This is a genomic window from Saccharopolyspora erythraea NRRL 2338 (genome assembly GCF_000062885.1).
GTDB lineage: Bacteria > Actinomycetota > Actinomycetes > Mycobacteriales > Pseudonocardiaceae > Saccharopolyspora_D > Saccharopolyspora_D erythraea.
Window position 1 is genome coordinate 1,824,466 of the sequence record NC_009142.1, and the last position, 19,612, is coordinate 1,844,077.

Genomic DNA, 19,612 nt, shown 5'->3' on the forward strand with positions numbered 1-19,612 from the left:
CCCCGATGAAGGAGGTTGTCATGCGATTGCCGGTACTCGTGCTGGCGACGGCGTTCGCCGGCGCGTCCCTGGTGCCCGCCGCGGCCGCGGTTCCCGGCCCGGCCGCCGATGCGGCTCCCGGATCGCCCGCGACGGCGCCGGCCACCGCCCCGGTGGCGGGGCCGATCGTCCAGATGTTCCAGTGGCCGTGGGACTCGGTCGCCCAGGAGTGCAGGAACCACCTGGGGCCCAAGGGATTCGGCGCGGTGCAGGTGTCGCCGCCGCAGGAGCACGTGCAGCTCGCCGACAAGGGCTACCCGTGGTACCAGGACTACCAGCCGGTGAGCTACGGGCTGCAGAGCAGGCGCGGTGGTGGCGAGCAGTTCGCCGCGATGGTGCGCACCTGCAAGGAATCCGGTGTCGAGGTCTACGTCGACGCGGTCGTCAACCACATGAGCGGCAGCGGCTCGGCGGGCAGCGGTCCGGGCAGCGGCGGGACCGTCTACGAGAAGTACCGCTATCCCGGTCTGTTCGAGGACGGGGACTTCCACGACTGCAGGCGGGACATCACCAACTACAACGACAAGTGGGAGGTGCGCAACTGCGAGCTCGTGGGACTGGCGGACCTCAAGACCGAGAGCGAGAAGGTCCGCAACGCCCAGATCGGCTTCCTCAACGGGTTGGTCGGCATGGGCGTGTCCGGGTTCCGCGTCGACGGCGTCAAGCACATGCCGCCGGAGGACGTCGGCGCCGTCTTCGGTGCCCTCGACGGTGATCCGTACGTGTTCCAGGAGGTGATCGCCGACCAGACGACCCCGGCGTCGGAGTACACCGGCAACGGCGACGTCACCGAGTTCGCCTACCACGGCAAGGTCAGCAACGCCTTCCGGGACGGATCGCTGGCGCAGCTGGCGAACCTGCCCGACCAGATGTCGCTGCCGAGCGAGCAGGCCGTGGTGTTCATCGACAACCACGACACGCAGCGCAGCTCCCCGACGCTGACCTACAAGGACGGGCAGCGCTACGACCTGGCGGTCGGTTTCGAGCTCGCCTACCCCTACGGCACTCCGCAGCTGATCTCGAGCTTCGCCTTCGACAACCCCGACCAGGGCCCGCCCGCCGGGGACGGCGGGGTGACCAGCCCGGCGAGCTGCGAGGACCAGCGGTGGGTGTGCGAGCACCGGCGGCCCGTCATCAGCGGCATGGCCGGGTTCCACAAGGCCGTCACCGGTACCGGACTGACGAACTGGTGGGACAACGGCGGCGGCCAGATCGCCTTCGGGCGCGGCGACGCCGGGTTCGCGGTGTTCAACACCGAGGGCGGGCAGCTCTCCCAGACCTTCCAGTCGTCGCTTCCCGCGGGCACCTACTGCGACGTGATGACAGGCGAGGTCGCCGACGGCCGGTGCACCGGTGGGACCGTCGAGGTCGGAGGGGACGGCAATTTCACAGCCACCGTCGCCGCCGGATCGGGCCTGGCACTGCACGCCGGCGCCAAGGTCGGCTGAGTCGGCGCGACGGGTCGCCTGCCCCCGGGGTGGGCGGTGCACTGGAAGTTGCGTGATCCCGACTGATCGATGCCGGGAACCGAAGCCGGACGCGCGCCTCGTGCGCGGTCAGCCAGGCGCGCGTTCGGTGCCGGCGTCGTCGGTCGCCGCGGTGGGGGTGACCGGGATGCGGGCGTGGACCTGGAAGCTGCCGTCGGGTCGCCGTCCGGCCTCGAAAACGCCCTGCACCAGCGAGATCCGCTCGCGCATGCCGATCAGGCCGTGGCCGCCGCTGGGCACCTCCACCTCCACCGGGCGCAGCGGGGGAGCGTTGTGGACCCGCACGGTGACGAACTCCGCCTCGTAGCGGAGCAGAACCTCGGTCTCGACCATCCCGGCGTGCTTGTGCACATTGGACAGCGACTCCTGCACTATCCGGTAGATCGTGCGCTGCACGTTGCCCGGCAGCCGGACCTCCGGTCCCTCGACGCGCAGCCGCACCGGCAGCCCCGCCGCCAGGGACTCCGACACCAGCTCGGGGAGTTCGCCGAGAGTGGGTTGCGGTGCCAGCGGGTCCTCCGGCTTGCCGCCCGCCAGCCGCAGCACGCCGATCACCTCGCGCAGCTCCCGCAGCGCCTGCCGGTTGGCGTCACCGACCTGCCTGGCCAGCCGCGCGGTCTCCGCCGGCTCGGTGTCGGTGCTGACCTCCAGCGCCCCGCTGTAGATCACGGCCAGGCCGACCTGGTGGGCCACCACGTCGTGCATCTCCCTGGCGATCCGCGAGCGCTCCTCGGCCAGGGCCTGCGCGGCCAGCAGGTGCTGCTCCCGCTCCAGCCGGTCGGCCCGCTCCTGCAGCTCCTCCAGCAGCCGGTTGCGGGCCTTGAGGTAGACGCCGAGCAGCACCGGCACCGCCACCAGTGAGAACGGCACGACGATGACCCACGGGACGGCGGGCGAGTCCTCGTCGCCGTCGTAGACCTGGGTGATGTCGATCGGGTTGTAGTAGTCGCTGACCACGATCAGCGCGGCGACCGCCACCGAGACCGCGATCAGCCTGCGCTCCGACCTGCCGTAGCGGGCCAGCGAGTACAGCGCGACGGTGATCAGGAAGATGTCGTAGCCGATCAGGATCACGCCGACCGCCGCGACGACCGGCACGATCGGCCAGCGCCTGCGCACGATCAGGGTCAGCGTGGCGACCGGCACCGTGCTCACCGCGAAAGTCCGCAGCTCGGGGCTGCGGTACTCGATGATGTCGGTGGCCACCCACAGCACCAGCGCGGTCACGCCGAGCACGACCAGCACGTCGAAGACGACGCTGCGCCTCCTCGGCCACCACAGGACCCGCCGCGGAGGGTGCGGGCGGCTCACTGCTCGCTCGCGATGCCGGCGTTGTGGGCGATGAGCGCGAGCTGCACGCGGTTCTCGCAGTCCAGCTTCATCAGCAGGCGGCTGACGTGGCCCTTCACCGTGGACTCGGTGGCGCCCAGCGTCTTGGCGATCGAGGCGTTGGACAGCCCGCCGCCGACCAGCGAGAGGATCTGGCGCTCGCGCGGTGTCAGCTCGTCGAGCCCGCGCACGGCCGTCGGGCCGCGGGGGGAGTTGCGGTCTGCGAAGTGCGAGAGCAGCCGCCGGGTGACCGACGGCGAGAGCATCGCGTCGCCGTCGGCGATCACCCGGATCGCGTTGATCAGCTCCTCCGGCCGGGCGTCCTTGAGCAGGAAACCCGACGCGCCCGCCTCGATCGCCGAGTACACGTTCGCGTCGAAGTCGAACATGGTGAGGATCAGGATCTTCGGGGGCGCGGGCAGGGAGGTGATCTGCCGGGTCGCGGCCAGCCCGTCGAGCCTGGGCATCTGGATGTCCATGACCACCACGTCCGGCGCGTGCCGCCGGACCCCGGTCACGGCCTCGGCGCCGTCCCCTGCCTCGGCGATGACGGTGAGGTCGCCTGCGCTCTCCAGGATCTTGCGCAGCCCCGCGCGCACGATCTGCTCGTCCTCGGCCAGGAGTATCCGCGTCACGCCGACACACTACTTCCGCGAGCACGCCGATTCGAACCACGACTTTCGTCGTCGCTGGTCATGCGGTTGTAGTAGAGCGTTCTCGAGCCGGTGCTCGCGCACCGACGCTGACCGGTTCGGAGGGCCGGGCGCGGTCGATCTCGTACGCGTCCACACCTGGACCACAGTGGACACACGACGAGCCGTGCGCACGGCCTCAACGGCGCGCGAGGACGAGCATCCGGCGGCTGTCGGCGGTCAGCGGCCCACCGTCCTCGCCGAACCCTTCGACCTCGTCGAAGCCCGCGGCCAGCAGCCAGTCCCGGAGCTCAGGAAAGGCGAACATGCGGGTGAAGTAGTGGAACCGCCGCACGCGTCCAGCCCGGACGATGGTCCGCTCGACGATGTTGCGGCTGGTGAGCGGGTCGAGCCGGTGCCGGTCGACGAGCAGGTCACCGTCGGCCTCGTGGACGATGGCCTGCTGGAAGGCGCGCAGGACGTGTGCCTGGTTGTTCAGCTCCAGCAGCAGCCGGCCACCCGGTCGCAGGGCTTGGCGGGCCTGGTCGAGGACCCGCCGGTTGCCCGCGTCGTCGAAGTAGCCGAACGCGGTGAACCAGTTGACGATCGCGTCGAAGTGGCCGGTCCACGGCAGCTCGCGCATGTCGCCCCGGACGTAGTCGACCTCGACGCCGCGTTCGTGGGCGTCCTGCCTGGCGCGGTCCAGGAACACCGGCGTGATGTCCAGCCCCGACACCTCCAACCCGCGCGCGGCGAGCCGGTTGGCGATCCGGCCGTGCCCGCAGGCCAGGTCCAGCACCCGCTCCCCGGGCCGCAGTTCCAGCAGCCGCTCGACGAGACCGGCCGCGGCGTCGCTCGTCTCCTCCAGCGGCCGCGCCGCGAAGTGCAGGTAGTCCTCGTCGAACAGGTCCTCGGTGTCGAAGGGCGGCGTTGTCATCGCGCCTCCTGGGATCCGGGCGGAGAAGGCATCTTCCCGCGCCGGAGGCGGCGGGTGCCACCGGATTTCGCCGGCTCGGAATTCACTGGTCAGCGCCGTCGCGACGGCCAATACTCCACCGGATGAACGAAGGGAGACTCGTGCTCGGGGGCTACGTCGCGGCCGCCCGCGCGGTGCGCACGCGGTGGCAGAACGCCGAGGTGCTGCCGCGGTGGCTGGTCACGGCGAGCGGGTGCATCGCGCGCGCCGAGCCCGGGCCGGAGGCGGCCTGGCACACCGACCGGTCCGCTGCCCAGCGGCGCGGCACCGGCGTGCTCGCGGTGGGTTTCGAGGCCGAACACGCCGCCGGACTCGTCGAGGAGATCACCGCGGACTTCGTCCAGACGCGAGGCCGGCGCTACGGCCATCAGGCGCCGGACTGCCTGGAGCTGCTCGTCCGCGGTGCCGCGATGCCCGCCGACGCGCGGCTGCGCGGGTTCGAGGTGATCGGCGTCGAGTGGAACCTCAGCCACCTGCACTCCTGGCTCTGCCACGGCTACGAGGCCGAGGCCGCCGACGAGCTCGGCGTGCGGCCGAACCGGTTCGGCCTGCTCGACACGCACCGGCAGGCGTGCGAGGTGCTGGAGTGGATGGACTCGCTGCCCGCCGCATGTGCTCCGGAGCCGGTCTACTGGACCGTGGCCGCCGTCGCGGAGTGCGGCGGGCCGGAGCCTCAGCGGGCGAGGTCGGACTCGTTGAACCGCGCGTACCGGATCGTCTCGTGCGCGTCCTCGGAGGCGGGCGAGCCCGCCTCGTAGAGCAGCCCGGCCCAGCCGCCGCCCAGGTTGACCAGGTCGGAGTAGGCCGCCCACGTCGCGTCGATGACGGTGCCGCCCTCCTGCCAGGTCGCGCCCTCGTCGGAGGAGGTCCGGATGCGCATCGTGTGCCGCCGGTGGTCCATGGCCGGGTCGGTGTTGTACGGCCCGGAGAACAGCACGAGGTTGTTCGGGTCACCGGCGGTCTTCGCGCGCAGGCGCACGACCGAGCCCTGCACCACGGGGCCCTTCAGCTCGGGCACGACCGCGAAGTCCTGGCTGAAGCTCGCCCCGGCGTCGGTGCTGACGGCGTCGGCGCGGTTGCCGGTGGGCGTCTCGGTGCCGCTGTTGTCCTGGTTGCGGGCGGCGGTGTAGACGCGGCCGTCGACGGTCTCCAGCAGGCTCAGCTCCTGCGGGGTGATCTTCTCGCCGGTGCGGTCGTCGAGCGCGCCGAGCTGCCAGGTGGTGCCGCCGTCGTCGCTGTGGACCAGGCCCGCGCCCTTCAGGCCGCCACCACCGCCGAAGTTGATACCCGCCAGCATCCGGTTCTGGTGGTCGCCGGGCCGGGTGAGCTGGAGGCCGTGCCCGGGGCCGGTGGCGTACCAGGTGCTCCAGTCGGCCTTCTTGAGCTGGGGCTGCGCCTTCGGCGCGGTCCACCCCGTGCCCTTGGGATCGGTGCTGTGCTGCAGGTACGGGGTGCGCGTGCACTTGGTGCCCGGGTTGCACTCCGGGCCGGGGTTGTGCGTGGTCAGCAGCGAGATCCGGCCGGTGCCGCGGTCGACGACCGGGACCGGGTTGCCGCGGGTGTCGCCCGCGCCGTCGCTGACCGGCTCCAGCCCGCCCCAGGTGCGGCCGTCGTCGGTGGAGCGCTTGAGCACGACGTCGATGTCGCCGGTGTCGTCGCAGTTGTTGTTGCGGCCCTCGGCGAAGGCCAGCAGCGTGCTGCGGTCCTGGGTGCGCACGATCGCGGGGATGCGGAAGCAGTTGTAGCCGCCCTCGCCCTTGCGGAAGATCGTCGTGCCCGCGATCGCGGCACCGCCGCCTTCCGCCTTGGCGAAGACGGGGGAAGCGGCGTTCCCGGCTCCCTTCGGCTCCTCCGGTGCCGCCGCGGGTGCGCCGGCGCACGCGGAGCCCAGGGCCGCCGCCGCCAGCACCGCCGCCGCGGTCCGCACGCCTTCCCTCCACCTGTGTCGCAAGTCCATGTCTGTCCTCTCGGCCGTGCGCTCCGGTGCGCCGGCAGCTCGCGGTGATGGACAAGATCAGTAGCATCCTGCCACGCGAGTTGGAAAAGAACCGCCGAATGAACAGATTTGAAAATTCAGAACGGACTGGCGCGGGCAGAGCAACGCGTGCCGCTGGAAAGTGCAATGGCGTCAAGGTGCGGTGTCCCCGCCGGGCGGGGACACCGCACCCCTCAGCCCTTCACGCTGCCCGCGGACAGGCCGCTGACCAGGAAGCGCTGCACGAGGTAGAACACCAGCACCGCGGGCACGGCCACCAGCACCGACGCCGCGGCCAGGTGGCCCCACTCGGTGCGGTTCTGCTGCACGAAGACCTGCAACCCCACGGCGAGGGTCTTGGAGCGGTCGTCGGCCGACAGCAGCGCGGAGGCGAATGCGACCTCGCCCCACGCGACGATGAACGAGTAGAACGCGGTCACCGCGAGCCCGGGCCTGGCCAGCGGCAGCACCAGCCGCCAGAAAACCCCGAACGGTGAGAGCCCGTCGACCCGGCCCGCCTCGTCGATGTCGGTGGGGATCGAGTCGAAGTAGCCCTTGAGCATGAACGTGGCGAACGGGATCGCGGTGCTGCAGTAGACCAGCACCAGCCCGAGCACGCTGCCCTGCAGTCCCAGGTGGAGCAGGATGTTGTAGAGCGGCACGATCAGCACCGCGAACGGGAACATCTGCACCACCAGGAACGACAGCAGCAGCCAGTGCCTGCCGGGGAACCGGAACCGGCTGGCCGCGTAGGCGGTGGTGGCCGCCATGAGCACGCCGAGCACGGTCGTCAGCGCGGCGATGAGCACGGAGTTGCCGAACCAGCTCAGGAAAGCGCCTTTGGAGCCCGACAGCACGTCGGCGTAGTTGTCCAGACTGGACTCGTTGAACAGCGTCGGCGTCGACTCGATCGCCTTGGCGTTCGGCTTGAACGAGACCACCAGCACCCAGAACACCGGGAACACCGCGACGAGCGAGGCGAAGACCAGCGCCGAGTGCAGCGCGACGCTGGAGACCGCCGATCGCCGGGTGCGGTGGGAAGGACGGCGTGCGGCCGGCGCCGCCGCCCGCAGCGAAGCCGCGTCGATGGACATCTCTACAGCACCTCCCCCTGCCCGCGCATCGCGCGGCGGTAGACGGTGGCGAACACCAGCAGCACGGACAGGATCAGCACGCCGTAGGTGGAGGCGATGGCGAAGTCGCGGGTCGCGCCGGAGAAGAACCGCTCGAAGGCGTAGGTGACCAGGATCCGGGTGTGCGGGTTGTTCCCGGTCATCAGGTAGATCACCGGGAACATGTTGAAAGTCCAGATCACGCCGAGCAGCACCACGCTCGACGACACCGCGCGCAGTCCCGGCAGCGTCACGTGCACGAACCGCTGCCACGGCGTCGCACCGTCCACCTCGGCCGCCTCGTAGAGGTCGGCCGGGATGGCCTGCAGCCCGCCCAGCAGCGCCACCATCATGAACGGCACGCCCAGCCAGACGTTGACCACGACGACCGACACCAGCGCCAGGTCCGACTGGCCAAGCCACACCTGGCCGGGCAGCCCCACCGCCTCCAGCGCCCAGTTGATCAGCCCGTACTCGGAGTTGAACAGGTACTTCCAGGCGAACGCGCTGATGAACACCGGCACCGCCCACGGCAGGATGAGCAGAATCCGGTACAGGGTGCGAAAGCGCATCGGCCGGTTCAGCAGCACCGCCAGCGCGAGCCCGATCGTGTAGTGGAAGAACACGCACGCGAACGTCCAGATCAGCGTCCGCGTCAGCGTCGCCCAGAACGCGCCGTAGGACGCGTCGCCGGAGAGCACGTGGAAGTAGTTCTCCAGCCCGGTGATCTCGTAGCGTGCCGGTCGGTCCAGCACGGGGTTGGCGATGTTGTTGTCGTTGATGTCGGTGAAGCTGAAGTACAGGCCCTGCAACAGCGGGAACACCACGAGCACCCCGAGCACGACCACGACGGGCAGGACCATCGCGTAGACGAACCAGAAGCGCCCGAGGAACGCCCGCACGCGCCCGGGTTTCCCGGCGCGCACGACGGGTTTCTCGGCGGTGAGGGTCATCGCTGCCTCCCGTCGGCGCTCAGCGCTTGGCGTAGTCGGGGACAACGGTGTCCTTGTAGAGCTTCGCCGTCCCGTCCAGCGTGGTCCTGGTGTCCTCGCGGCCGGCCAGGATGTCTGCGAAGGCGGTCTGCAGCGGGTCGAGCAGCTCGGCGCCCTCCGGGATCCACGCCCGGGAGTGGGCGCTGTCGACCATCGGCTTGAACGCGGCCACCATCCGGTTGCCGGTCACCGCGGGGGAGTCGTAGGCCGAGCGCCGGGTCGGCAGCAGCCCGAGCCTCTCGGCGACGGCGATCTGGTTCGGCGTGCTGCTCATGCACTCGACGAACTTCGTCGCCGCCTCGCTCGCGTCGCTGCCCTGCCGGATGACGTAGTCGTGGCCGCCGACGGGGGAGGGCGTGGCCGAGCCGGGGACCTGGGCGATGCCGAGGTTGGCCGGGTCGGCGAACTCCGGCGACTCCAGGTACTCCGCGGCCGCCCACGGGCCGTCGACCACCATCGCGACCTCGCCGGAGGTGAACGCGGCCTTCATGTTGCCGTAGGAGTTCGGCTGGTCCAGCGCGGTGCGCGCGGCCCCGGCGTCGAGCAGGTCCTTGGCCATCTGCAGCCCGCGGACGCTCTCCGGGGAGTTGACCTCGATGGTCCGCGCCTGGGCGTCGACCATGTCGCCGCCGTAGGTGTAGAGGAACGGCAGCGCGTAGTACTCGTCGTTGTTGATGAAGAACGCCTTGTCGCCGCCGAGCTTCGGTGCGACGTCGCGCAGCTCCTCCCAGGACTTCGGCGGTGCGACACCGGCCTCGTCGAGCTTGCGCTTGTTGTAGAACAGCGCGAGCGTGTCGGTGACCTGGGGGACGCCGTAGCTGCGCCCCTCGTACTTGGTGGACTCCAGCGGACCGGCGAGGAAGTCGCCGGTGTCGGTGCCCAGCGGGGTGCCGGAGAGGTCCTGGATCAGGCCCGCTCGCGCGAGCTGGGCGACCCAGCCGACGTCGGCGCGCAGCACGTCCGGGCCCTGCCCGCCCTGGGCGGCGGTCTTGTAGTTGTTCAGGGCCTGGTCGAACGACACCGCCTCCACGGCGACCTCGTAGCCGCCGGTGCGGCCGCATTCGCGGGCGATCTCGGCGAACACCGAGCTCTCCGACGGGTTGCTGGTGTCCCAGTAGACGACGCGGTCGGCGTTGCCCGCGCCCGAGCCGCACGCGGTGAGTGCGAGCGCGCTGACCAGGCCGAGTGCGGCGACGGTGGCGGTGGCCTTGGGTCTCATGAGGCGGTGTCCTCCCAGCTTTGCAAAAACTTGCGAGTACCTGGCCGTAAATTGCATACCCGAAACGTGAGAAGAGTCAAGGTTTTTCGGATGTTCACCGAACGAGCGCGCCGGTCGTGTCAGGTCAACGTTTGCAAAACATTGCGCAACCGTGCAGGATTGTGGGCGCAACACCGCCGTCGGCGAGGAGGATCGATCTGAAGTGGCGGGTCTGTCGGATATCGCCAAGGCTGCCGGAGTCAGCGTGTCGACGGTCAGCCGGGTGCTCAACCGCCGGGCGGGCATCAAGGAGGACACCCGCCAGCGCGTGCTGGCCGTGCTCAACGAGATGCCGCACACCGCGCGCGGCATAGGTGCGCTGCGCCGCACCGGGGTAATCGGCCTGCTGGTGCCGGAGCTGTCCAACCCGGTGTTCCCGGCCTTCGCCGAGGCCCTGGAGGCGCGCGCGGTCGGCGCGGGCTACGCCTCGCTGCTGTGCAACACCCGCGTCGGGATGAGCGAGGAGGACTACGTCCGGATGCTCATCGCCCGCGGCGTGGAGGGCATGGTCTTCGTGTCGCCGGAGATCGCCAACACCGAGGGCGAGCAGCGGATCAGCCGCAGCTACTACGAGAAGCTGCTGGCCGACGGCGTGCGCATGGTCTTCGTCAACGGCGGCGCGCCGACGCTGGACGTGCCCGACGTCGCCGTCGACGAGCACCTGGCCGGCTACACCGCCACCCGCCACCTGCTCGACCTCGGGCACCGGCGGATCGGTTTCGTCAGCGGTCCCGCCCGCGCGGTGCCCTCGCGGCTCAAGCGCGCAGGCTGGGCCGCTGCGCTGGAGGAGGCCGACATCGCCCCGGACCCGCGGCTGGTCGCGCACGCGCCGTTCGGCGCGGAGGGCGGCGCGCAGGCCATGGCCGAGCTGCTCGAAACCGCGGGCCCCACCGCCGTGATGTGCTCGTCGGACGTCATGGCGCTCGGCGCGATGCGCGAGGCCAAGCGGCGCGGACTGGCCACCCCGGAGGACCTGTCGGTGGTCGGCTTCGACGACATCGCGCTGGCCTCCTACTGCCAGCCGGCGCTGACGACGCTGGCGCAGCCGATCGAGGAGATGGCCGCCGCGGCGGTGGACGAGCTCTCCCGCCGCCTCGACCCGGACCAGCCGGGCCGCGCGACGACGAGCTTCAGCCGGATGTTCCGCCCGAACCTGGTGGTGCGGGAGTCCACCGCCGCCCCGCGCTGACCGCGGCGGCGGCGAATCGCTTGCAGGAGAAGTCGGAGTTCCGGCCTCCACGCGCGTGCGCGCGGCCGGAGCGCCACCGCCACATCGGCGGGAACCGTGGGAAGGGGTACTGGTGCTCAGGGGTGCGGGAGTGCGCGGAACGGCCGCCGACTGGTGGCGCGACGCGGTGGTGTACCAGGTCTACGTCCGCAGCTTCGCCGACGCCGACGGCGACGGGATCGGCGACCTGGCGGGCGTGCGCGCAAGGCTGCCGTACCTGGTGGAGCTGGGTGTGGACGCGGTCTGGCTCACGCCGTTCTACCCGTCGCCGATGGCCGACGGCGGCTACGACGTCGCCGACTACTGCGACGTCGACCCGATGTTCGGCACGCTCGACGACTTCGACGACCTGCTGGCGCGGGCGCACTCGCTGGGCCTGAAGGTGATCGTCGACGTCGTGCCCAACCACACCTCCGACGCGCACCCGTGGTTCGCCGAGGCGCTGGAGGCCGGGCCGGGCGACCCGGCGCGGGAGCGGTACCTGTTCCGCGACGGGCGCGGCGAGAGCGGGGAGCTGCCGCCCAACGACTGGGAGTCCATCTTCGGCGGTCCGGCGTGGACCCGCGTCCCCGACGGCCAGTGGTACCTGCACCTGTTCGCCCCCGAGCAGCCCGACCTGAACTGGCGCAACCCGCAGATCCGCGCGGAGTTCGCCAAGGTGCTGGAGTTCTGGCTGGACCGCGGGGTCGACGGCTTCCGGATCGACGTCGCCCACGGCATGATCAAGCACCCCGACCTGCCCGACACCGGGCTGCACCAGCAGATCTCCCTGCTCGGCCGGGCCGAGCTGCCCTACTTCGACCAGGACGAGGTGCACGGCATCTACCGGGAGTGGCGCGAGCTGCTGGACTCCTACGAGGGCGCCCGGATCGGGGTGGCCGAGGCGTGGGCCCCGACCAGTCAGCGCCTGGCCCGCTACGTGCGCCCCGACGAGCTGCACCAGGCGTTCAACATGGCGCTGCTGGAGTCGCCGTGGTCGGCCGACGGCTTCCGCGCGGTCATCGACGACTCGCTCGCGGCCAACGACGCCGTCGGGGCCACCACGACCTGGGTGCTGGGCAACCACGACGTCAAGCGCCCGGTGACCCGCTACGGCGACGGCGCCACCGGCCTGCGCCGGGCGCGGGCGGCGGCGCTGCTCAGCTTCGCGCTGCCGGGCTCGGTCTACGTCTACCAGGGGGAGGAGCTGGGGCTGCCGGAGGTGCTGGACCTGCCGGAGGAGGTGCTGCAGGACCCGGTGTGGGAGCGCTCCGGGCGCACAGACCGGGGCCGCGACGGCTGCCGCGTGCCGATGCCGTGGGAGGGTGCCGACGCGCCGTTCGGGTTCGGTCCGGCCGGGAGCTGGCTGCCCGTCCCGCCCGGCTGGGCGCAGCTGTCGGTCGAGGCCCAGCGCGAGCGCGACGACTCGGTGCTGTCGACCTACCGCAAGGCGCTCGCGCTGCGGCGAGAGCTCGGCTCGGACGGTCTGGAGTGGATGGATGCCCCCTCGGGCGTCCTTGCCTTCCGGCGCGGTCCCGGACTGGTGTGCGCGGTGAACTTCGGTTCCGAACCGGTGTCGCTGGACCTGCCGGGACGGCTGCTGTGCCGCAGCGACGCGGGCGCCGACTGGTCGGGTGTGCTACCGGGCGACACCGCCGTCTGGCTGGCGGGCTGAGCGGGAGGCCCGGCGGGGAAGGATTCACCGAGAATCCTCCCAATAGGTCTATTTCTTGCCGGACCGGCGTGGTCACATCGATACCCCCTGCACACGAGGAGGTAGTCGATGACCATCTTGCGGCGATTAGCCGTCGGCGCCGCGGCACTGGCGCTCGCGGGGTTGGGCGTGGTCGGCATCGGGCAGACGCCCGCGTCGGCCGCGCCCAACTTCCAGGTGCCCTTCGCCTGCGGTGTCACCGTCACCGCGGCCACGTTCAGCGGCCACAACCCGCCCAACTCGGTCGACTTCCAGAAGAGCGGCATCACCGGCATGCCGGTGCTCGCATCCGCCGCGGGCAAGATCACCAGGGTGGCCAACGAGGGCGACACCAGCTACGGGCGATGGGTCGAGATCGACCACGGTGCCGGCTGGACCACCCGCTACGCGCACCTGAACAGCCAGACCGTCTCGGTCGGCCAGCAGGTCGCGCTCGGCGCCAAGATCGGCACCGCCGGTGCGACCGGCGGCGTGACCGGGCCCCACCTGCACTACGAACAGCGCCTCAACGGCACCGCGCAGAAGGCCAAGCTCAACGGCGTCGCGGTCCCGTACTACGGCCACACCGACTTCACCAGCAAGAACAACTGCAGCGGCAACCCCTACACGCCGACCGAGGTGTGCGGCGCCGGCTACAGCGTGATCGACCAGCAGGCGCTGGGCGGCGCGGGCACCACCTACCTGCTCTACAACGCGTCCAACGCCGGCAACTGCGTGGTCACGCTGAAGGCCAGGTCGCTGGGCACCGCGACGGCGACCTCGGCGTTCCTGGAGGTCGAGGGGACCGCGCGGGTCACCGACAGCGGCAACTTCACCTACTACGCGGGCCCGGTGCGCAAGGTCGCCGAGGCCACCTGCGTGAAGTGGGGCGGCTCGGTCGGTTCGGAGTCCTACACCAGCCCGTTCGAGCACTGCGGCTAGGCAGAACCTCGTTGCTGTCCTTGAACTCGCCTTGCGTGGCGGTTCCGGTGGCGGAACCTCAGGCGTCCTCTGGCTCCGGGACCTTTTTCTGACGTATGCCCATACGCTGCGAAAAAGCTGTCCTCGCCAGAGGACGCCTGAGAACCCGCGGCGGTGCGGGTTGCGGGGTGGGCCAAGCGGCTGCGCCGCTTCAAAGACCTGCTAGAAGACGGACCAGCCGGTCAGCGTGGTGAAGTGGTCGAGGGCGGCAACGCCCGCCACCGAGTTGCCGCGCCGGTCCAGGCCGGGGCTCCACACCGCGACCGCGCAGCGGCCCGGCACGATCGCCAGGATGCCGCCGCCGACGCCGCTCTTGCCCGGGATCCCGACGTGGTAGGCGAACTCCCCGGCGGCGTCGTAGGTCCCGCAGGTCAGCATGATCGCGTTGATCCGCTTGGCCTGGCTGCGGCTGAGGTACCCGCTGCCGTCGCGGCGCACCCCGTGCCGGGCCAGCAACAGCCCGGCCTCGGCGAGGTCGTGGCAGCTCATCGCGATCGAGCACTGCCGGACGTACTGGTCGATCACGTCGTCCACCGGGTTGCGCATGTTGCCGTAGGACGCCATGAAGTGCGCCAGCGCCAGGTTGCGGTCGGCGTGGGCCCGCTCCGAGATCGCCACCTCGTCGTCGATCGGCAGCGCCGGGTTCGCGCTCTCGGTCCGCAGGAACTCCAGCAGATTGCCGACCGCGTCGCCGGTGAGCGAGATGAGCTGGTCGGTGACCGCCAGCGCACCGGCGTTGATGAAGGGGTTGCGGGGGATTCCGCGCTCGTGCTCGAGCTGGACAAGGGAGTTGAACGGGTTGCCCGACGGCTCCCGCCCCACCCGGCGCCACAGCGTGTCGTCGCCTTCGGCGAGCACCATCGCGAGCGTGAAGACCTTGGAGATGCTCTGCATCGAGAACGGCGCCTCCCAGTCGCCCGCGCCGTGCACGCCGCCGTCCACCTCGGCCACCGCGATGCCGAACCGGTCCGGATCCGCCCGGGCCAGCGCGGGGATGTAGTCGGCGACCTCCCCGCTGCCGCGCAGCGGGGCGATCTGGTCGGTGATGCGTTCGAGCAGCGATGACATCTCCACGAGAGCATGGTGTCGGACCGCGTGGGGGGACGGCTCAGCGGCCGGCCGAGAGCACCGAGCCGAGCGCGTCGGAGACCGCGCGCAGCGGATCGACCGGGAAGTGCTCGCAGCGCCAGGCGACGGTGGCGTCCGGCCGCAGCAGCGTCGCACCGTCGGTCAGGCCGTAGGCGGCGGCGACGCGGTCGCGGTCGGCGCCGCCGGGCACGACCGCCAGCTCGACACCGGCGCGCGCAGCTGCCTCCGCCGCGGGCGCGGTCCACGCCGGGTCGGGGCTGACGAGCGCGAACCCGTGCCGGGCGAGGTCGAGGGTGGACGTCCGGCCGTCGTCGAGCCAGCAGTGCGGGGCACGCCGCCCCGGGGACGCGGGCGCGTCCTGCCGCCCGCAGAGCAGCACGGCGTCGGACCGGTACGGATCGCCCAGCAGGGCGGCGTCGTCCTTGCGCCGGGCGGGCAGCTCGGTTCGCCAGCGCCGCCAGCCCGGGTCGGCGCGGACGGTCGCCACCGCCGCGCGGTCGCGCTCCACGTGCCGCTCCGCGGTGGGCCGCCGCTCCTGCTCGTAGGTGTCGAGCAGCCGGGCCCCGGCCTGACCGCGCAGCACGCCGGCCAGCTTCCACGCCAGGTTGTCCGCGTCCTGCACGCCCAGGTTCAGTCCCGAACCGCTGAAGGGGGACACCAGGTGCGCGGCGTCTCCGGCCAGGAAGACCCGGTCGTCGCCGAACCACGGCGCCACCGCGCTGCGCATCGTCCAGTCGGCGGTCTCCAGGACGTCGATCGCGACATCGGCCCCGACGGCGGTCCGGACCGCGCCCGCCGGGTCGGTGCGCGCAAGCGGGTCGGCGTCGTCGTGGATCTGGTTGAACGTCCACCGGCCCGGCTGCGCGGCGGGCTGGAGGAAACCGCGGACGCCGCCGTGGTCGAGGAAGTAGATCGTGCTGCCGAGCCCGGCCACCAGGGCGCCGAGGTCGGCCTCGAAGAGCACGAGCGTGTTGGCCACCGGAGGATCGGCGGGATCGAGCTCGGCCGGACCGCCGAACGCCTCCCGCACGGCGCTGTGCGCGCCGTCGGCGCCGACGAGGTAGCGGCCTCGCAGCACCTGCCCACCGGGCGTGCGGACCTCCACGCCGTCGTCGTCACCGCGGGCGCCGGCAACCTCGGTGCCCGGCAGGAACCGGATGCGGGAGTCGGCCAGCACCCTTGCCAGGAGGATGCCTTCCACGACGTCCTGCGGACACACGACCGTGGTGCACGGGCTCAGCTCCGCCCGCGCGCCGCGCCGCGCCGTCTGGTCGGTGTGCCCGGCACGGGCGTCGGCGAGGGTGGCGGCGAAGGTGAAGGGCAGCCGGATCCGTTCCGACGCCAGCGCCGCGGCGCTGATCTCGTCGGCCACGCCCAGCGCGCGGAAGATCTCCATCGACCGCAGCGTGACCGCGCGTGCCTTCGGCGTGGACGACGGCTCCGACCGGCGTTCGACGACGGTGCAGGACACCCCGAAGTGGGCTAGCAGCAGTGCGGTCGTGAGGCCGGTGGGGCCGCCGCCCGCGATCAGGACCTGGTCGTTCATCATCGGGCTCCAACGGGTTCTGCGGCGCGGGATGCGGCGCCGCGGCGAGCGGGACGGGCGACGAGCCAGTCGGTGACCAGCGCGGCGGCGACCGCGACCAGCGCCCACGCGAAGACCTCGGCGGTGGCCAGGTTCCCGCGCGCCTGCGCGACGGCCGCGCCCACGCCGTCCGGTGCGACCAGCAGCTCGGCCATGATCGCCACGCGCAGTCCGCCTGCCCCGCACAGCGACGCCGCCGAGCGCAGGGCGGGGACCAGCGCGGGCAGTTGCAGGTGCCGCAGCCGCGCGGCCGGAGGCAGCCGGTAGACCCGGGCCATCTCCAGCAGGTCGGCGTCGATCGCGCGGGCCGCCTCGGCCACGGTCACCTTCGCGGTCGGCACCGTCACGACGACCACCACGAGAACGGCCACCGCGCCCGCGTCGCCGAGCCACACCGTGCCCAGCACGGCGGGGATCACCGGCGGCAGGCCGAGCAGCAGCCCGCGAAGCGGCCGCCCGGCCTCGTCGATCCAGCGGCGCGAGGCGCTGGCCAGGCCCCACAGCGCACCCGCCGCGATGCCGATCGCCACGCCCACCGCGGCCCGGCTCAGCGTGGTCCAGAGCTGCGCCGCGAGCTCGCCGCTCTCCACGAGCAAGAGCAGGGCGGCGGCGGTCTCCGCCGGCGACGGCACCAGGATCTCCGGCTGCTGCCACGCGACGGCCGGCCAGCAACCGGCCAGCACCGCCGCGCCCACCACGGCGGCGCCGCTGAGGCGCAGGCGGCGCCCGCGACGCTCAGACACCGAAACCGTCCCCGGGCAACCGGCCACCGATCGTCTCCGGCGCGTGCGCCAGGAGCCGCTGGTAGAGGACGTCGAGGTCGGCCCGCGCCTGCACACCCGTGCGGAAGCCGGTACCGCCGCGGCCGAGCAGCTCGGACACCACCTGCGGCGGTAGCTGGAGTTCGGCGGCCACCGCCTCGGCCGAGGCCGCGGCGTTCGCGGTCGCCGCGCGCAGGTGGTCCTGGAGCGCGCGAATCACCTCGGGGCGCCGCGCCGCGAGGTCGCCGCGAACGGCGACCGCCATCAGCGGCAGCGACGTGCTCCCGGTGGCCGCGCGCCACTCGGCGGCCGGGTCGAGGAACCTGGTGCCCGGCCTGCCGGCCTCGGCGGCGCGCAGCAGCGCCAGCGAGGCCGAGGGCTCGGGCAGCACCGCGAAGTCCGCCTCGCCCACCGCGAACTCGGCGACCGCCTCCGGGAGCTGCGCGTGGTAGCGGAACCGCACGTCCACGTCCGGGCGCAGGCCGCCCGCTCGGGCGAGCAGCCGCGTCAGCACGTCGGTGACGTCGCCGCGGAACGCGACGTCGACGGTCGCGCCGCGCAGCGCCTCCCACGGTGCGGTCCCCGCCCCGGTGCGGCCGATCCCGGCCAGCAACGCCTGGTCCAGCACCCCGAGCACCCGCACGTCGACGCCCTTGGCGGCCAGGTTCGCCGCCGCCGTCGAGGGCAGCACCGCGACGTCGACCTGACCGCCGACCAAACCTGCCCGCAGCTCGTCGGGCGTCCTGGCCCGGCTGATCCGCACCGAGCCGACACCGGGCAGTGCCGCGCGACCCGTCCGGAGGCCGGTCAACGCGGCCTCGGCGACGACGTTGGCGACGCTGACGATTCGCAGTGCGTCCGCCTGCGGCCGCGCGCCGCTCGCGCAGGCGCCGAGCACGGCGGGCAGCGGGGACAGCGCCGCGGTGCGCATGAACGTCCGACGTTTCACCGGTACCTCTGCTTTCGAAGGTCAGGCCGAGCCGAGCCGGCTGGTCGGCACGAGTCGTGCCCGCCCGCCGGTGCCGATGAGCAGTGCGCGCTCGGCCACGGCGGCGGCTTCTTCCGGGTCGTGGGTGACCCACAGGGCGGCGGCGCCGCCGAGGTGTCTGCGTGCGGCCGCAGCGGCCGATCGGCGTGCCTGGCGGTCGACCGCCGAAAGCGGTTCGTCCGCCAGCAGCAGCGCGGGCCGGACCACCAGCGCGCGCACCAGCGCCACCCGCTGGCGCATCCCTCCGGAGAGCTCGGCCGGGCGCCGGTCGGCGGTGCCGCCGACACCGAACTCGTCGAGCAGGCTCAGAGCGCGTTCGCGCGCGGTCCGGCCTTCGCGGCGGCCCAGCGGGATCAGCACGTTCTGCAGGACGGTGCGCCAGGGCAGCAGCCGGTGCTCGGCGAAGGCGTAGCCGAGGCGTCCCGGCGGGGTCCGCACCGAGCCGCCGGACGGGGCGAGCAACCCCGCCACCACCCGCAGCAGCGAGGTCTTGCCCGCGCCGGAGGGGCCGAAGACCGCGAGGACCTCGCCCCCGCGGACCTCGGCGGTGACCTCGCTCAGCACGGCCCGGCCGCCGCGCTCGACCGAAACCCGCTCCAGCGACAGAACGGTTTCGGCATCCTGTTGTTTAGGCGAGCCTTCCCTTGCTGGCACGTGGCGAGTGTAGCGATCTAAGCTCTAGAGTCCTACTACAACAAGCGGGTGATCGTCGACGAGATCGGTGGGGCACGTGCAGCAACCCCGACCCGCGTCGTGCGGCGAAGTCGCGCGAACGCGGCACTTCTGGCGGCTGTGCGCGGGTAAAGTCCCCGTCCGTGCAACCACATCCGCCGCATGGGCAGAACCCGCAGCAGCCGGGCCAGGACGGCGCACCGGGGCAGTACGCCCCGCAGTTCCAGGCGGGCCAGTACGGCCAGCAGGGCCAGTACGGCCAGCAGTTCCAGTACGGCCAGCAGTTCCAGGCCGGGCCGCAAGTCCCGGGCATGGCCGGGATGAGGCGGCCGGCAGGCGGCGCGACCGCCTACCTCGCCGGCATCCTCGGAATCCTCGTGGCGCTGGTATCGCTGGGGTCGACGGTGTACGGCATGGTGCGCATCGGCTTCCTGGACTACTGGTCCGTGGTGGGAATCGTGGCCGTGCTGCCCCTGCTGGAGCTCGTGGTGGCGCTCGTCGGCTTCGTGCTGCTCTGCCTGGTCAAGACGCCGGTGGGGCGGTGGCTGCTCGTCGGCGCGTGGGCGTTGTTGCTGCTGTACCAGACCTACGGCGTGATCCGCACGCTGGTCGAGTACGGCGCCGAACCGCTCACCTACCCGAGCTATCTGATCCCCGTCGCGGTCAGGACGCTGGTGCTGGTGGGCTCGCTGGTCTTCGCGCTGCTGCCGTCCACCGGGCGGTTCCTCGCCGAGGCGAAGATGAAGAAGCAGCAGCCCGTCCGGGCCTGGGCTCCCCAGACGCCCTACCCGCACCAGTAGTTTCCGCAACCGGCGCACGAGAACGCCGGCTCCGCG

At 72.0% G+C, this 19,612-nt stretch carries 18 protein-coding genes; 6 read left to right on the forward strand and 12 right to left on the reverse strand.

The features are described from left to right. Positions 1-20 precede the first annotated feature (20 nt). Complete coding sequence (locus SACE_RS08160) at positions 21-1,487, forward strand: alpha-amylase (RefSeq protein ID WP_011873420.1); 1,467 nt, start codon at positions 21-23, stop codon at positions 1,485-1,487. A gap of 108 nt (positions 1,488-1,595) precedes the next feature. Here the strand turns inward: SACE_RS08160 and SACE_RS08165 are convergent, their stop codons facing one another. The 3 genes from SACE_RS08165 to SACE_RS08175 all read right to left on the reverse strand — a co-directional run bounded on the left by SACE_RS08165 (position 1,596) and on the right by SACE_RS08175 (position 4,424). Then, entirely contained in the window at positions 1,596-2,837 is a 1,242-nt protein-coding gene (locus SACE_RS08165; RefSeq protein WP_021341407.1) for a sensor histidine kinase, read from the reverse strand. Beyond that, positions 2,834-3,490 (reverse strand): response regulator, encoded by a 657-nt coding sequence (locus tag SACE_RS08170; protein WP_009943891.1) that lies wholly within the window; start codon positions 3,488-3,490, stop codon positions 2,834-2,836. Before SACE_RS08170 ends, SACE_RS08165 begins: the two co-directional genes overlap by 4 nt. Positions 3,491-3,686: 196 nt before the next feature. Beyond that, complete coding sequence (locus SACE_RS08175; RefSeq protein ID WP_009943889.1) at positions 3,687-4,424, reverse strand: SAM-dependent methyltransferase; 738 nt, start codon at positions 4,422-4,424, stop codon at positions 3,687-3,689. A gap of 122 nt (positions 4,425-4,546) precedes the next feature. Here SACE_RS08175 and SACE_RS08180 point away from each other — a divergent pair, with 122 nt between their 5' ends. Beyond that, a complete protein-coding gene (locus SACE_RS08180; protein WP_193755448.1) occupies positions 4,547-5,221 on the forward strand; it encodes a hypothetical protein in 675 nt (224 codons plus the stop codon). Here the strand turns inward: SACE_RS08180 and SACE_RS08185 are convergent. The 4 genes from SACE_RS08185 to SACE_RS08200 form a co-directional block, all read right to left on the reverse strand. After that, complete coding sequence (locus SACE_RS08185; RefSeq protein ID WP_009943887.1) at positions 5,137-6,390, reverse strand: sialidase family protein; 1,254 nt, start codon at positions 6,388-6,390, stop codon at positions 5,137-5,139. The two genes, SACE_RS08180 and SACE_RS08185, sit on opposite strands and share 85 nt — an antisense overlap. A 242-nt stretch (positions 6,391-6,632) precedes the next feature. Continuing rightward, positions 6,633-7,532 carry a sugar ABC transporter permease gene (locus SACE_RS08190; RefSeq protein WP_009943886.1) on the reverse strand — a complete coding sequence of 300 codons (900 nt, stop codon included), beginning with the start codon at positions 7,530-7,532 and terminating at the stop codon, positions 6,633-6,635. Positions 7,533-7,534: 2 nt separating this feature from the next. After that, positions 7,535-8,503 (reverse strand): carbohydrate ABC transporter permease, encoded by a 969-nt coding sequence (locus tag SACE_RS08195; protein WP_009943885.1) that lies wholly within the window; start codon positions 8,501-8,503, stop codon positions 7,535-7,537. 19 nt (positions 8,504-8,522) lie between these two features. Further along, the gene (locus tag SACE_RS08200) at positions 8,523-9,761 is read right to left on the reverse strand and encodes an extracellular solute-binding protein (protein ID WP_009943884.1); all 1,239 of its coding nucleotides are present in this window, start codon (positions 9,759-9,761) and stop codon (positions 8,523-8,525) included. A 202-nt stretch (positions 9,762-9,963) separates the two neighbouring features. On the opposite strand from SACE_RS08200, the gene SACE_RS08205 reads away from it, so the two are divergent. The 3 genes from SACE_RS08205 to SACE_RS08215 all read left to right on the forward strand — a co-directional run bounded on the left by SACE_RS08205 (position 9,964) and on the right by SACE_RS08215 (position 13,642). Further along, positions 9,964-10,989 carry a LacI family DNA-binding transcriptional regulator gene (locus SACE_RS08205; RefSeq protein WP_009943882.1) on the forward strand — a complete coding sequence of 342 codons (1,026 nt, stop codon included), beginning with the start codon at positions 9,964-9,966 and terminating at the stop codon, positions 10,987-10,989. Positions 10,990-11,101: 112 nt separating this feature from the next. Continuing rightward, positions 11,102-12,682, forward strand: coding sequence for a glycoside hydrolase family 13 protein (locus SACE_RS08210; RefSeq protein ID WP_011873423.1), 1,581 nt, complete (start codon positions 11,102-11,104; stop codon positions 12,680-12,682). A 108-nt stretch (positions 12,683-12,790) separates the two neighbouring features. Next, a complete protein-coding gene (locus SACE_RS08215; protein ID WP_009943880.1) occupies positions 12,791-13,642 on the forward strand; it encodes a M23 family metallopeptidase in 852 nt (283 codons plus the stop codon). A gap of 201 nt (positions 13,643-13,843) precedes the next feature. Here SACE_RS08215 and SACE_RS08220 read toward each other — a convergent pair whose 3' ends face one another. Genes SACE_RS08220 through SACE_RS08240 form a run of 5 tightly spaced genes read right to left on the reverse strand, consistent with a single transcriptional unit; the run spans position 13,844 to position 18,758 of the window. Further along, positions 13,844-14,755 carry a glutaminase gene (locus SACE_RS08220; protein WP_009943877.1) on the reverse strand — a complete coding sequence of 304 codons (912 nt, stop codon included), beginning with the start codon at positions 14,753-14,755 and terminating at the stop codon, positions 13,844-13,846. Positions 14,756-14,789: 34 nt separating this feature from the next. Beyond that, positions 14,790-16,316 carry an FAD-dependent monooxygenase gene (locus SACE_RS08225; protein ID WP_009943876.1) on the reverse strand — a complete coding sequence of 509 codons (1,527 nt, stop codon included), beginning with the start codon at positions 16,314-16,316 and terminating at the stop codon, positions 14,790-14,792. Next, the gene (locus SACE_RS08230; protein ID WP_011873425.1) at positions 16,316-17,098 is read right to left on the reverse strand and encodes an ABC transporter permease; all 783 of its coding nucleotides are present in this window, start codon (positions 17,096-17,098) and stop codon (positions 16,316-16,318) included. Before SACE_RS08230 ends, SACE_RS08225 begins: the two co-directional genes overlap by 1 nt. After that, the gene (locus tag SACE_RS08235) at positions 17,091-18,065 is read right to left on the reverse strand and encodes an ABC transporter substrate-binding protein (protein ID WP_231849946.1); all 975 of its coding nucleotides are present in this window, start codon (positions 18,063-18,065) and stop codon (positions 17,091-17,093) included. Before SACE_RS08235 ends, SACE_RS08230 begins: the two co-directional genes overlap by 8 nt. Before the next feature lie 21 nt (positions 18,066-18,086). Further along, positions 18,087-18,758, reverse strand: a complete 672-nt coding sequence (locus tag SACE_RS08240) for an ATP-binding cassette domain-containing protein (protein WP_011873426.1) — start codon at positions 18,756-18,758, stop codon at positions 18,087-18,089. Between the two features lie 161 nt (positions 18,759-18,919). Here SACE_RS08240 and SACE_RS08245 point away from each other — a divergent pair, with 161 nt between their 5' ends. Then, entirely contained in the window at positions 18,920-19,576 is a 657-nt protein-coding gene (locus tag SACE_RS08245) for a hypothetical protein (protein ID WP_009943871.1), read from the forward strand. Positions 19,577-19,612 lie beyond the last annotated feature (36 nt).

What these genes read in the sequence shown, in the direction of transcription:
- SACE_RS08180 (WP_193755448.1), top strand. Translation starts at nt 4,547, where the DNA reads ATGAACGAAGGGAGACTCGTGCTCGGGGGCTACGTCGCGGCCGCCCGC.
- SACE_RS08225 (WP_009943876.1), bottom strand. Translation starts at nt 16,316, where the DNA reads ATGAACGACCAGGTCCTGATCGCGGGCGGCGGCCCCACCGGCCTCACG.
- SACE_RS08175 (WP_009943889.1), bottom strand. Translation starts at nt 4,424, where the DNA reads ATGACAACGCCGCCCTTCGACACCGAGGACCTGTTCGACGAGGACTAC.
- SACE_RS08215 (WP_009943880.1), top strand. Translation starts at nt 12,791, where the DNA reads ATGACCATCTTGCGGCGATTAGCCGTCGGCGCCGCGGCACTGGCGCTC.
- SACE_RS08200 (WP_009943884.1), bottom strand. Translation starts at nt 9,761, where the DNA reads ATGAGACCCAAGGCCACCGCCACCGTCGCCGCACTCGGCCTGGTCAGC.
- SACE_RS08195 (WP_009943885.1), bottom strand. Translation starts at nt 8,503, where the DNA reads ATGACCCTCACCGCCGAGAAACCCGTCGTGCGCGCCGGGAAACCCGGG.
- SACE_RS08160 (WP_011873420.1), top strand. Translation starts at nt 21, where the DNA reads ATGCGATTGCCGGTACTCGTGCTGGCGACGGCGTTCGCCGGCGCGTCC.
- SACE_RS08190 (WP_009943886.1), bottom strand. Translation starts at nt 7,532, where the DNA reads ATGTCCATCGACGCGGCTTCGCTGCGGGCGGCGGCGCCGGCCGCACGC.